This window comes from Bacillus sp. PK6-16 (genome assembly GCF_056530295.1).
The window spans coordinates 15,989-29,836 of sequence record NZ_CP096511.1; the positions used below are offsets into that span (position 1 = coordinate 15,989).

The 13,848-nt window shown below is 36.0% G+C and carries 11 protein-coding genes and 4 tRNA genes; all 15 read left to right on the forward strand.

Annotation, left to right across the window (positions count from 1 at the left end):
• The first annotated feature begins 15 nt into the window (after positions 1-15).
• The 15 genes from M1D66_RS00100 (at position 16) to M1D66_RS00170 (ending at position 13,840) form a co-directional block, all read left to right on the forward strand.
• Positions 16-951, forward strand: a complete 936-nt coding sequence (locus M1D66_RS00100) for a YybS family protein (RefSeq protein ID WP_000814837.1) — start codon at positions 16-18, stop codon at positions 949-951.
• A gap of 78 nt (positions 952-1,029) precedes the next feature.
• Complete coding sequence (locus M1D66_RS00105; RefSeq protein WP_001113778.1) at positions 1,030-3,003, forward strand: DHH family phosphoesterase; 1,974 nt, start codon at positions 1,030-1,032, stop codon at positions 3,001-3,003.
• Positions 3,000-3,446 (forward strand): 50S ribosomal protein L9, encoded by a 447-nt coding sequence (rplI, locus tag M1D66_RS00110; RefSeq protein ID WP_000864228.1) that lies wholly within the window; start codon positions 3,000-3,002, stop codon positions 3,444-3,446. The genes M1D66_RS00105 and rplI overlap by 4 nt, the downstream gene beginning before the upstream one ends.
• Positions 3,447-3,473: 27 nt before the next feature.
• Positions 3,474-4,835 carry a replicative DNA helicase gene (gene dnaB, locus M1D66_RS00115; protein WP_001286148.1) on the forward strand — a complete coding sequence of 454 codons (1,362 nt, stop codon included), beginning with the start codon at positions 3,474-3,476 and terminating at the stop codon, positions 4,833-4,835.
• Between the two features lie 215 nt (positions 4,836-5,050).
• Positions 5,051-6,340 (forward strand): adenylosuccinate synthase, encoded by a 1,290-nt coding sequence (locus M1D66_RS00120; RefSeq protein WP_000100238.1) that lies wholly within the window; start codon positions 5,051-5,053, stop codon positions 6,338-6,340.
• A gap of 141 nt (positions 6,341-6,481) precedes the next feature.
• Positions 6,482-6,557 (forward strand) — tRNA-Lys (locus M1D66_RS00125).
• A gap of 13 nt (positions 6,558-6,570) precedes the next feature.
• Positions 6,571-6,642 (forward strand) — tRNA-Glu (locus tag M1D66_RS00130).
• 21 nt (positions 6,643-6,663) lie between these two features.
• Positions 6,664-6,739, forward strand: a tRNA-Asp gene (locus M1D66_RS00135).
• 41 nt (positions 6,740-6,780) lie between these two features.
• Positions 6,781-6,853, forward strand: a tRNA-Phe gene (locus tag M1D66_RS00140).
• A gap of 281 nt (positions 6,854-7,134) precedes the next feature.
• Entirely contained in the window at positions 7,135-7,842 is a 708-nt protein-coding gene (gene walR / locus M1D66_RS00145; protein WP_242554910.1) for a cell wall metabolism DNA-binding response regulator WalR, read from the forward strand.
• Between the two features lie 3 nt (positions 7,843-7,845).
• Positions 7,846-9,687: a cell wall metabolism sensor histidine kinase WalK gene (walK, locus tag M1D66_RS00150; RefSeq protein WP_000755367.1), complete on the forward strand. Its 1,842-nt coding sequence runs from the start codon at positions 7,846-7,848 to the stop codon at positions 9,685-9,687.
• Complete coding sequence (locus M1D66_RS00155) at positions 9,684-11,000, forward strand: YycH family regulatory protein (protein ID WP_242554911.1); 1,317 nt, start codon at positions 9,684-9,686, stop codon at positions 10,998-11,000. Before walK ends, M1D66_RS00155 begins: the two co-directional genes overlap by 4 nt.
• Positions 10,981-11,823 (forward strand): two-component system regulatory protein YycI, encoded by an 843-nt coding sequence (locus M1D66_RS00160; protein ID WP_000383740.1) that lies wholly within the window; start codon positions 10,981-10,983, stop codon positions 11,821-11,823. Before M1D66_RS00155 ends, M1D66_RS00160 begins: the two co-directional genes overlap by 20 nt.
• Positions 11,807-12,601 (forward strand): MBL fold metallo-hydrolase, encoded by a 795-nt coding sequence (locus M1D66_RS00165; RefSeq protein ID WP_000522837.1) that lies wholly within the window; start codon positions 11,807-11,809, stop codon positions 12,599-12,601. Before M1D66_RS00160 ends, M1D66_RS00165 begins: the two co-directional genes overlap by 17 nt.
• 63 nt (positions 12,602-12,664) lie before the next feature.
• Complete coding sequence (locus M1D66_RS00170) at positions 12,665-13,840, forward strand: S1C family serine protease (protein ID WP_000008031.1); 1,176 nt, start codon at positions 12,665-12,667, stop codon at positions 13,838-13,840.
• The last annotated feature ends 8 nt before the right edge of the window (positions 13,841-13,848 follow it).

Here is a 13,848-nt window from a genome sequence, read left to right on the forward strand (position 1 = left end):
AAGAGAGGTTAAAATGTGAAACAAACAAAGTTTATTACAGAAGGTGCAGCATTATTAGCTATATATGCAATTTTATTGCTTATATCTATGTATGTTCCGATTTTGGGTACAGTTGTAACTTTTGCGTTGCCGTTACCATTTATACTATTAATGATAAGACATAAACTATCTAATGTGCTCGTGATTTTTGTAGCAGCACTTTTTGTTACTATTATTGTGAGTCAACCGCTGAATTTAGTGAAGACAATTATGTTTGGATTGATAGGGATTGTTTTAGGATATATGTATAAAACAAGAAAAAAGCCAGTGGAAATCTTAATAGCGGGGACGCTTGCATACTTAATTGGTTTTGTACTTATTTATGTTGCGAGTATAAAGTTTTTCAACATAGATATAATGAAGCAAATGCAAAGTATGTTTAGTGAAAGTATGGCGAAAAGCGAAAAGATAGTAAGTGCTACTGGCATGCCGATTAGTAAGGAACAAAAAGAGTTACTCGCACAAATGAATGATATATTACAATCGTTACTTCCAAGTATACTTGTGCTAGTTTCAGTATGTTTTTCTTGGATTACAGTGATAATATCAGGTAGTGTTTTGAAAAAGTTAAAACATGAAGTTATATCTTGGCCTAAATTTAAAGATATACAATTACCAAAGAGTATCATTTGGTATTACGTTATATTTATTTTGTTAGCAACTTTTATAAAAGTAGAACCAACATCATATTTACATATGGTATTTTCTAACCTAAATGTCATATTTGCACTATTGCTTGTACTGCAAGGTCTGACATTTATCGCCTTTTTAGCGTATAGAAAAGGTTTTACTAAAGGGGTTCCTATTATTAGTTTTATTGCATGCATGTTTATTCCGATGCTGTTTCCTCTTGTGACAATCTTAGGTATAATTGACTTAGGGATTTCATTGCGTTCTAAAATAGGGGGATAAAATAATATTCCTTATACTATTTTAATCTGTTTAACTAACTGGAAGGTAAGTTAGTTTTACTTTATAGGAGTTGTATACATGCCTGAATTTGATAAGAAACAGTGGTTTTTATATCCTGTTTATGTATTGGCATTTTTTGTGTTTGTGCTCATTTTAATTCTCTGTTATTTTCATTTAATTATGGGTATAGCTGCTTTTGTCATTTTTTGTATCGTATTCTTTATCGTTATACGATTTGAACTTAATTTTCAAAGGAATTTCGAAAAGCATACGACAGATATGATTACAAGAGTAAAGAAAGTAAGTAATGAAGCATTTAACCAAATGCCGATTGGTATTTTGTTATACAATAAGGATTATGGGATTGATTGGGCAAATCCTTATTTATCTTCATGTCTGGGACAGCACGCATTAGCTGGATGGCACCTTTACGATGTATCAGAAACATTACTTCTTTTCATTAAAGGAGAAACTTCTGATGATATAGTCTCTTTAAATAATCGAAAGTTTCGCGTTTTTGTAAGGAAAGAAGAAAAGTTAATTTATTTCTTTGATGTAACGGAACAAACAGAAATCGAAAAGATGTACGAGGATCAAAGGACTGTTTTAGCTGTCATCTATTTGGATAATTATGATGAAGTTACACAAGGATTAGATGATCAATTACGTACGAATATAACAAGTCTTGTGACATCGCGACTAAATGAATGGGCACTTAAGTATGGTGCTTATTTAAAACGTGCATCTTCAGAAAGATTCTTCGTTGTGCTAAATGAAAGTATTTTGACGCAGATGGAGAAAGGGAAATTTAGCATTTTAGATCAGGTGCGTGAAGAAACATCTAAAAGGAATATACCACTTACATTAAGTGTGGGTGTCGGATCAGGTGATTTACCTTTATCAGAGCTTGGAGCAATGGCTCAATCTGGTTTAGATCTTGCGCTTGGGCGCGGGGGAGACCAAGTAGCTATTAAACAAGCGACAGGTAAAGTTAAGTTCTATGGAGGTAAGACAAATCCGGTTGAAAAACGTACCCGTGTACGTGCCAGGGTCATTTCGCATGCGTTAAAGGATTTAGTATTAGAAAGTAGTAATGTCATTATTATGGGGCATAGGGCTCCCGATATGGACGCAATTGGTGCTGCGATTGGTATTTTAAAAGTGGCTCAATTAAATGAGCGTAAAGGATATATTGTGTTAGATGAAAATGATTCCGATAAAGGAATTAAGCGTTTGATGGATAAAGTGAAACAAAATGAGGAGTTATGGTCTCATTTTATTACTCCAGAGCAAGCGATGGAATTTGCAAATGATGAGTCGTTACTTGTTGTTGTCGATACGCATAAACCTTCTATGGTGATGGAGCAAAAACTGTTACATAAAATTGAAAATGTGGTAGTTATTGATCATCATCGCCGTGGAGAAGATTTTATTGAAGACCCATTGCTAGTTTATATGGAACCATATGCTTCTTCAACGGCAGAATTGGTTACAGAATTACTTGAGTATCAACCTAAAAATTTAAAGATGACAATGTTAGAAGCGACGGCATTGTTAGCGGGTATTATTGTCGACACGAAAAGTTTCACATTCCGGACAGGGGCTCGTACATTTGATGCTGCTTCTTATTTACGCTCACATGGTGCAGATACTGTACTTGTACAAGAACTTTTAAAGGAAGATATGGATCAGTATTTACGGGTTGCAAAAGCTATAAAAAATGCGTACATTTATAAAAATGGAATTGCGATTGCTAAAGTTGATAGTGATGATTACTACGATCAAGTGCTTATTGCGCAATCGGCAGACACGTTATTAACGATGACAGGGATTATTGCATCATTTGTTGTTGCGAAACGTGGCGAGAATCTCATTGGAATTAGCAGCAGGTCTTTAGGTGAAGTGAATGTGCAGCTAATTATGGAAAACTTAGGCGGTGGCGGGCATTTGACGAATGCAGCCACACAGATGAAAAATGTTACAGTAGATGAAGCTGAGGAGAAGCTTCGATTTGTTATTGATGACTATTTACAGGGAGGCACACAATCATGAAAGTAATTTTTCTAAAAGACGTAAAAGGTAAAGGTAAAAAAGGAGAAGTAAAAAACGTACCAGATGGCTATGCAAATAACTTCTTACTAAAACAAGGATTAGCTGCTGAAGCAACAAATAGCAGTATGAAAACTTTAGAAGCTCAAAAGCGTAAAGAAGAAAAAGATGCAGCAGCAGAGCTTGAAAATGCAAAAGAGTTAAAAGAGACTTTAGAGAAATTAACTGTAGAATTAAAGGCGAAATCTGGAGAAGGTGGCCGTTTATTTGGTTCTATCACAAGCAAACAAATCGTAGATGCAATGCAAAAATCACACAAGATTAAACTTGATAAACGTAAATTTGAAATGGACGATGCAATCCGCGCGTTAGGTTATACAAACGTTACTGTGAAATTGCATCCACAAGTAACAGCAACAGTAAAAGTTCATGTTAGTGAACAATAAAAATAAATTAAGCAAGGAGGATTGCGTATGAGTGATGTACTTGCTGATCGTACCCCTCCGCATAATATAGAGGCTGAGCAGGCGGTTTTAGGGGCCATATTGATTGATCAAGATGCGTTAACTTCAGCATCAGAGTTATTGGTACCTGATTCGTTCTATCGAACGAAACATCAAAAGATTTTTGAAGTCATGCTTGGGCTATCTGATAAGGGAGAGCCGATTGACTTAGTAATGATGACATCAGCAATGGCTGATCAAGGATTACTAGAAGAGGTTGGTGGGGTTTCTTACTTAGCAGAGTTAGCAGAAGTTGTGCCAACTGCAGCTAACGTAGAATATTACGCACGCATCATCGCTGAAAAGGCGCTTTTACGTCGTTTAATTCGCACGGCGACTCATATTGTATCGGATGGATACGAGAGAGAAGATGATGTGGATGGTCTTTTAAACGAGGCTGAGAAAAAAATATTAGAAGTATCCCATCAAACGAATGCAAAAGCATTCCAAAACATTAAAGATGTTCTTGTAGATGCTTATGACAAAATTGAACTTTTGCATAATCAAAAGGGTGAAGTTACTGGGATACCAACTGGGTTTACTGAATTAGATAAGATGACAGCAGGTTTCCAACGAAATGATTTAATTATCGTGGCAGCACGTCCATCAGTAGGGAAAACGGCATTTTCATTAAATATTGCACAAAACGTAGCGACGAAAACGGATGAAAATGTAGCGATTTTTAGTTTGGAGATGGGTGCTGATCAGCTTGTTATGCGTATGCTTTGTGCAGAAGGGAATATTGATGCACAAAGACTTCGTACTGGTTCATTAACTTCCGATGATTGGGCAAAATTAACAATGGCAATGGGGAGTCTCTCAAATGCTGGTATATATATTGATGATACGCCAGGTATTAAAGTAAATGAGATTCGAGCAAAATGTCGTAGATTAAAGCAAGAACAAGGTCTTGGTATGATTTTGATTGACTATTTGCAGCTTATTCAAGGAAGTGGGAAATCAGGAGAAAACCGTCAGCAGGAAGTATCTGAGATTTCTCGTACCTTAAAAGGGATTGCGCGTGAATTGCAAGTGCCTGTTATTGCTTTATCACAGTTATCTCGTGGTGTAGAATCGCGTCAAGATAAACGCCCGATGATGTCTGATATTCGTGAATCTGGAAGTATTGAGCAGGATGCTGATATTGTAGCTTTCCTATATCGTGAAGACTACTATGATCGAGAAACAGAAAACAAAAATACAATTGAAATTATTATTGCAAAACAACGTAACGGTCCAGTTGGTTCAGTGGAACTTGCATTCGTCAAAGAGTTCAATAAGTTCGTTAACTTAGAACGTCGTTTTGAGGATGGACATGCTCCACCGGCATAAAGGCAGTATAAAAAAGAAACACATTTCTTATAATAAGATGTGTTTCTTTTTTTTTATAAGAAAGATAAGGCTTTCATAAGTTAAATATATAATTCTTACGAACGAAAATGTTTTTTTGTGAAAAAATGTTCGCTTTTCGGTTGACTTCTCTTTCGGTTTTGGTACAATTATATTGTTTGAATAGATCGTTTGAAAATTGCGGAGGTGCTTTAATAATGTCTTCAGTAGTAGTTGTAGGAACACAATGGGGCGACGAAGGAAAAGGTAAAATCACTGATTTTCTTTCTGAGCATGCGGAAGTAGTTGCAAGATATCAAGGTGGAAATAACGCGGGACATACAATTGTTTTCGGCGGAGTTAAATATAAATTACACTTAATTCCATCTGGTATTTTCTATAAAGAGAAAATTTGTGTAATCGGAAACGGATTAGTAGTAGATCCAAAAGCATTACTTGAAGAGTTAAAATACTTACACGATCGTGGTGTAAGTACTGATAATTTACGTGTAAGTAACCGTGCACATGTTATTTTACCTTACCACTTAAAACAAGATGAGTTAGAAGAAGCAAGTAAAGGTGATAACAAAATCGGTACAACGAAAAAAGGTATCGGTCCTGCATATATGGATAAAGCTGCTCGTATTGGTATTCGTATGGCTGATCTTTTAGACCGTGAAGCATTTAAAGAGAAGCTTGAGCGCAATTTAGTAGAAAAAAATCGTTTATTTGAAAAAATGTACGATACAGAAGGTTTCACTGTAGAAGAAATTTTTGAAGAGTACTTCGAGTACGGGCAACAAATCGCGCAATATGTATGTGATACGTCTGTTGTATTAAATGATGCATTAGATAATAATCACCGTGTATTATTTGAAGGTGCGCAAGGTGTTATGCTTGATATTGACCACGGTACGTACCCGTTCGTTACATCTTCTAACCCAATTGCTGGCGGTGTAACAGTTGGAACTGGAGTTGGTCCTGCGAAAGTTACTCGCGTTGTAGGTGTATGTAAAGCATATACAAGCCGCGTTGGTGATGGTCCATTCCCTACTGAGCTTCATGATGAAATTGGTCATCAAATTCGTGAAGTTGGTCGCGAGTATGGAACGACAACTGGTCGTCCACGCCGCGTAGGTTGGTTCGATAGCGTTGTTGTAAGACATGCACGTCGTGTTAGTGGTTTAACGGATCTATCATTAAATTCTATCGACGTTTTAACAGGTATTCCAACTCTTAAAATTTGTGTAGCTTACAAATACAATGGCGAAGTTATTGATGAAGTTCCAGCTAACTTAAACATTTTAGCGAAATGTGAGCCTGTATATGAAGAGCTTCCAGGTTGGGAAGAAGATATTACTGGTGTAAAATCATTAGATGAACTTCCTGAAAATGCACGAAAATACGTAGAACGTGTTTCTGAGTTAACAGGAATTCAAATATCTATGTTCTCAGTTGGACCAGATCGTAACCAAACAAATATTGTTCGTAACGTATACGAAGCTTAATTAACATTTTTTAGAAAAAACTCATGTCTGCATGAGTTTTTTCTTATTCTTTTATAAAAAAACAAAAAAAGTATTGCAATAAATACACAATACATGTTATGATACATCTTGTCGTCACGAAAATATGACGTTGGTGAGTATGAGCCATTAGCTCAGTTGGTAGAGCATCTGACTTTTAATCAGAGGGTCGAAGGTTCGAGTCCTTCATGGCTCACCATTTTATTTTTCGTGGCCCGTTGGTCAAGTGGTTAAGACACCGCCCTTTCACGGCGGTAACACGGGTTCGAATCCCGTACGGGTCATGTTTTTTTTTGCTTATTTTTGGTCCCGTGGTGTAGTGGTTAACATGCCTGCCTGTCACGCAGGAGATCGCCGGTTCGACCCCGGTCGGGACCGCCACTTTTGTTTATACCACCATTAGTGGTTTTATATATAGTTTTGGCTCGGTAGCTCAGTCGGTAGAGCAGAGGACTGAAAATCCTCGTGTCGGCGGTTCGATTCCGTCCCGAGCCACTCTCAGGATATTAAGTGGGCCCACTTAATATCCTTTTTATTTATGTAATTTTACAAAACTGAGTAGTTATTTTAAAATAGAACGAGGAGCCTCTAGCAGTTGAAGCTAGAGGTTTTTCTATAGATCGTATAGGATGCCGTGTAAAAGTGGATCATACATGAGTCTATGAGAATAGAGGAGAAAATACTTAAACAAAGGATGCGGTCATATAGGACATACTATGTAAACATCAATATGTTTAGGGATTATTGACCATATTTTTATAAGGAGGAAATAGACGATGATGGGAAAGAAAATTTTAGTAGTTGATGATGAAAAGCCGATTGCAGATATTTTGAAGTTTAACCTAGAAAAAGAAGGTTTTGAAATAGTAATGGCGCATGATGGTGATGAAGCAATTGAAAAGGCTAATGAAGAGCAACCAGATATGGTTTTATTAGATATTATGCTACCAGGTAAAGATGGCTTAGAGGTTTGCCGTGAAATACGTAAAAGCTCAGAAATGCCGATTATTATGCTTACAGCAAAGGACTCTGAGATTGATAAAGTATTAGGGCTTGAGCTTGGGGCAGATGATTATGTAACGAAGCCATTTAGTACAAGGGAATTACTTGCTCGTGTGAAGGCGAATTTACGCCGCCATCAACAAGGTGGTACTGCGGAAAAAGAAGAAAATACAGAAATGGTTATTGGACCAATTGTGATTAATCCAAATGCATATAGTGTAACGAAGCGTGAGGAAAATATCGAGCTTACACATCGTGAATTTGAGTTGCTACATTATTTAGCGAAACATTTAGGACAAGTTATGACACGCGAACATTTATTACAAACAGTTTGGGGTTATGACTATTTTGGAGATGTGCGCACAGTAGACGTTACAGTACGTCGTTTGCGTGAAAAAATTGAAGATAATCCAAGCCATCCTACTTTAATTGTAACTAGACGTGGAGTAGGGTATTACTTGCGTGACCCAGAGCAGGAATAGTATATGAAGAAAGTTGGTTTTTTTCAATCTATTCATTTAAAATTTGTGCTTATATATATGCTATTAATATTAATAGCGATGCAAGTTATTGGAGTATATTTCGTAAGGGAATTAGAGAAGAGCTTAGTACAAGGTTTTAGGGATTCTTTAACGCAGCAAACAAACTTATTATCATATAATTTGAAGCAAGAGTTTAAAAAAAGTTATACAAAAGCAGAAACAGAGTCAACAGATGAAACGATTAAAACTTCAATTCGAAAATTTGCCTCTGATCAGAAGAAAGTTATACAAGAGGTAAGTGTATTTGATTCGCACAGAAAGTTACTGGCTATTTCAGATGAATCAAAGCAGAATAAGGTGAATCGAACATCAACTGATATAGCTGTTCAGCGAGTGTTAGTACAAAAAAAGCCGGAAGTGAAAATTGAGAAGGATGGTAGTACAGGTCATCGTGTTCAAGTTATGCTTACTCCGATTCTAGATGATAACGGTAAGGATGCGCTTGGTGTTATTTACATTGTGGCATCTATGGAAGATGTATATAAACAAATGAAGGATATAAATCAAATTTTTGCTACGGGAACAGTAATTGCTTTATTAGTAACGGCCGTACTTGGGATTTTATTGGCTCAAACAATTACAAGGCCAATTTCAGATATGCGGAGACAAGCAATCGAAATGGCAAAAGGAAATTATTCGAGAAAAGTAAAAGTGCATAGCCATGATGAAATTGGACAACTGGCATTATCCTTCAATAATTTATCAAAAAAATTACAACAAGCTCGTTCTTCTACAGAAAGTGAAAGGCGTAAATTATCATCTGTTTTATCACATATGACAGATGGAGTAATTGCTACTGACCGAAAAGGGGATATTATTTTACTAAATGACCCTGCGGAAAAGATGTTAAATGTTTCTCGTGAAACAGCGCTCGATCAATCTGTTTTAGAGGTATTAGGAATACAGGAAGAATTTACGCTCGATCATTTATATGAAGAGCCAGATTCTGTTTTATTAGATTTTAGTACGAGAAACGAACCATATATTTTACGTGCTAGTTTCTCTGTTATTCAAAAAGAAACAGGGAAGGCAAATGGCTTAATTGCTGTACTATATGATGTAACAGAGCAGGAGCGTATAGAAAGGGAACGCCGTGAGTTTGTGGCGAATGTCTCTCATGAATTAAGGACGCCATTAACGACGATGCGCAGTTATTTAGAGGCACTTACAGATGGAGCATGGCAGGATCCAAATATTGCACCACAATTTTTAACGGTTACACAAGAAGAAACAGAAAGAATGATTAGACTTGTAAATGCGTTGTTACAGCTATCTAAACTTGATAGTACAGAGCATCGTTTAATGAAAGAATGGGTCGACTTTACTGATTTCTTTAATAATATTATTGATCGCTTTGAAATGTCTAAAGAGCAAAATGTAAGTTTCAAACGATCTTTCTCTAAGAAATCTAGATTTATTGATATGGATACTGACAAAATTACTCAAGTGCTGTATAACATTATTTCTAACGCATTAAAGTATTCACCAGAAGGTGGAACAGTAACATATCGTTTACGTGATCGCGGTGATTTATTAGAAATTAGTGTAAGTGACCAAGGAATGGGTATTCCAAAAGAAAACGTTGATAAAATCTTTGAACGTTTTTATCGCGTAGATAAAGCTCGTTCAAGACAAATGGGTGGTACTGGGCTTGGATTAGCAATTGCAAAAGAAATGATTGAGGCACATGGTGGCTCTATTTGGGCGAAGAGTGAAGAAGGAAAAGGGACAACTATTTATTTCACGTTACCAATGGCAGCAGATGAAGAGGACGATTGGGAATGAGTATGGAAAACTTTAAAACAATAGTTTTAATTAACCTAGTTGTAATTAGCCTATTTCTTACTTTTAACCTATGGACGTATGTGCCAGATTCTACATCCATGCAAAACGCGAAATTTGTGCAGGGAAATGAAGGAATGAACCAAACTAAAATTTCCGATGTTGTCCGTCCTACTTCTATCATCGTGCATAAAGATAAAAATCATTATGGGAGCAGAAGAGAGGCAGATATAGAATCAATCTATAAGCCTCTGGAAGTAGGGGAACTACATGATTTTAAAGAGATATCAATCACTAAGGGTGATTTCCTTTCATATGTGCATGGTGAAGGGAAAGTTGAACTTGTTTTCCCTACCGATATCCCATTTGATGCAGTAAAATCCATGTTTAACATGAAAGAGAAGAGTACAGATAAGCCTAAACATTTTAATCGTATTCTCCTCGATCCTTCTCGAAGTAAGGATCAAGAAATTAAAATTAACTTTGTTTCTGATGGTGATAACTTTAAAATATACGAGGCAAAATTAAGTGGCGTGTATTTAAAAGATATTGTAAATGCCCAAAATCAATTTATAGTATCAGCAAAGCCTTATTTTGATTATCAACTTAATGATATGAAAAAGTTATTTTTACCAGATGGAACGACAGAGTTAAACAATATAACATATATTTCATCTAATTTAGCAGTTGATACGTTTAAGAATGCTCTGTTTAGTGATCCTCGTTATTTAAGTCCGATTACCGAGATGTCGAAAGAAACATTTACAGATGGTATTAGATCCATGGAAATTGAAAACGATCGTCACATGCTAAAGTATAAAAACTCTTCTGTCTTAACTGAGAAAACGATAGATAATTTAATGCTTTTACAAAAAAGCTTTGAATTCGTAAGTGGTCACAGTGGAAGTTTGGATTCATATCGTTTGGACTATATGAATAAAGGAGAGACAGTATTTCGTTTAAATGAAGATGGATATTCAGTATTCAATGAAGATGGATTAGCTGAATTGAGACAAATATGGGGATCAGAAGAAGTAATGGAATATGAAAGACCGTTGCTGTCTTTAAATACTAAAGGTATAGAACAGAAGGTTGCTCTTCCGTCAGGGCATGTTGTAATAGCATCTCTAGAAAATAATCCAGAGATAAAGAAACAAGTAATTAAGGATATTGGTATTGGATACAAGTTATCACTAGATGGACAAGTAGTTCGATTACAACCAATTTGGTATGTAAAGCTTGTTGAAGATGAAACAGGTAAACAGAAAATCTATGAGTGGAGTGAGGGAGGACTAAATGGATTGGGATCGGATTAAAACCATATTTATTGTGACCTTTTTTGTTTTGGACCTCTTTCTCATTTTCCAATTCATTCAAAAGCAAGATAGTAATCAATTGGAGCTTATTGCAGAAACAAAGATAGATCAAGAATTAAAAGCAAACAAAATTACGATGGGAAATATCCCTAAAGAACCGAAAAAAGAGTCATTTATTAGAGCGGAAAATAAAGCTTTTAAAGAAGAAGATATACAGTCTTTGAAAAATCAAACAGTGCATATACAAAATATGTACAAGATAGAAAGTAAGCTAAAAGAGCCTTTTTTAAATACGAAATCATTATCAAAAGATAAGTATAATGAATTTTTGAAGAACTATGTATTGGATGGACAAAAGTATGAATTTGGAGCGGTGAAAGACTCTAAAATTTATTTCTTCCAAAAATATAAAGATAAGCCTATTTTCTATAATAATCAGGCGATGATTGTTGTGGAATTAAATGAAAAAAATGAACTTGTTTCATATACGCAGACAATGCTAACTGATTTAAAAGAAATGGGCGAAGGTGAAAAAACGAAAGAGCAAGAAATTATTACGGCTCAAACAGCTTTAGAAAATTTGTATTTAAAAAATAAAATTCATGGAAATACGCATGTTAAAGAAGCGCAAATTGGTTATGCCACTCTTACCGCATCTACTTCTAATAACCAAGTACTGGCTCCAACGTGGAATTTGAAAACGGAGCAGAAGCAGGACTTCTTTGTGAATGCAATTGAAGGACAAGTTATGGAATTAGGAGAAAAGGAAAATCAAGTGGTTGATGAACATACTGGAGTGAGAAAGAATGGGGTTGCATTTTAGCGTACTTGCAAGTGGAAGTACAGGAAATATGCTATACGTAGGAACCGATGAAAAAAAATTACTAGTCGACGCAGGTTTAAGTGGTAAAGCAACAGAGGCTTTATTTAAACAAGCAGAACTGAATATAAATGATGTATCAGGTATTCTTGTAACGCATGAGCATAGTGATCATATTAAAGGTTTAGGTGTACTGGCACGTAAATATGATTTACCTGTTTATGCGAATGAGAAAACATGGAATGCAATGGAACATTTAATAGGAAATATCCCAACTGAACAAAAGTTTATTTTCTCAGTTGGTGATGTGAAAACCTTTGGTGATATTGAAGTCGAGTCATTTGGAGTTTCTCATGATGCGGCAGAACCGATGTTTTATGCTTTCCATAACAATAATAGGAAGTTAGCGCTTATTACAGATACGGGATACGTAAGTGACCGTATGAAAGGCGTTATTAAGGGAGCTAATGCTTTCGTATTTGAAAGTAATCATGATGTAGAAATGCTTCGTATGGGACGTTATCCATGGAGCATTAAACGACGTATTTTAAGTGACGTTGGGCATGTTTGTAATGAGGATGCTGCATTAGCGATGGCAGATGTAATTACAGATGAGACAAAGCATATTTATTTAGCCCATTTAAGCTTAGATAATAACATGAAAGAACTAGCGCGTATGTCAGTATCACAAGTACTAGAGGAAAAAGGATTTGGAGTGGGTGAATCCTTTGAAATTCACGATACAGATCCAAAAATGCCTACAAAAATTCAATACGTATAATTCTTCATTTTAGTAAACAATAAAGGTGAATATAGTTGTTTTCAGGAAGATAGGTGAACAAATATGTCCTTTATTGATGAAGAAAATTATCGTATGAAACGTGCAGGAAAAAAGAAGCACAAAGGTATAGTTCTTTCTAGTATAGCGGGAACAATTGTAGGAGCTTCTTTATTCGCGTTTGGAGCGCCTTTATTTTCAAATTCTGCTGATACGCTTCCGCAAGCTGAAGCAAGCGGAAGTAATATGGCCGAAGCTCAAGGGATTAAACAGATTAGCTTTGTAGATGCTGTTGATCGTGCATCTGAAGCTGTTGTGGGTGTTATTAACATTCAACGAGATAACTTTTCAGAGGCAGATTCAGAGGCCGGTACAGGATCAGGAGTAATTTATAAAAAGACAGATGGTCAAGCTTATATTGTAACGAATAATCATGTTGTAGCTGGAGCGAATCGTATTGAAGTAAGTCTAAGTGACGGTAAGAAGGTTCCCGGAAAAGTATTAGGAACCGATGTAGTCACAGACTTAGCTGTATTAGAAATAGATGCAAAGCATGTGAAAAAAATAATTGAAATTGGCGATTCTAATACTGTTCGCAGAGGAGAGCCAGTTATTGCGATTGGAAACCCACTTGGACTGCAATTTTCTGGAACAGTTACACAAGGTATTATTTCAGCTAATGAACGTATTGTCCCTGTAGATTTAGATCAAGATGGACATTATGATTGGCAAGTAGAAGTGTTACAAACAGATGCAGCGATTAATCCGGGGAATAGTGGCGGTGCGCTTGTAAATGCAGCAGGACAATTAATTGGTATTAATTCAATGAAAATTGCTGCAAAAGAAGTAGAAGGAATCGGCCTTGCTATTCCGGTGACTCGAGCTGTTCCGATTATGAATGAACTTGAGAAGTATGGAAAAGTAAGAAGACCATATGTTGGGATTGAACTTAGGTCATTAAATGAAATTCCAAACTATTATTGGTCAAAAACATTACATTTACCAGGTACTGTAACAGAGGGAGTTTGTATTTTGGATGTGAAAAGTCCTTCGCCAGGTGCGGATGCTGGTTTAAGAGAACATGATGTTATTGTGGCGGTAGATGGAAAACCGATTCGCGATATTATTGGATTCCGTACGGCCTTATATGATAAGGAAATTAATGATAAAATGACTCTTACGTTTTATCGTGGCACAAAAAGAGTAACAACAACAGTGAAATTAGGCATTCAAAAGTATTAAAAACAGGA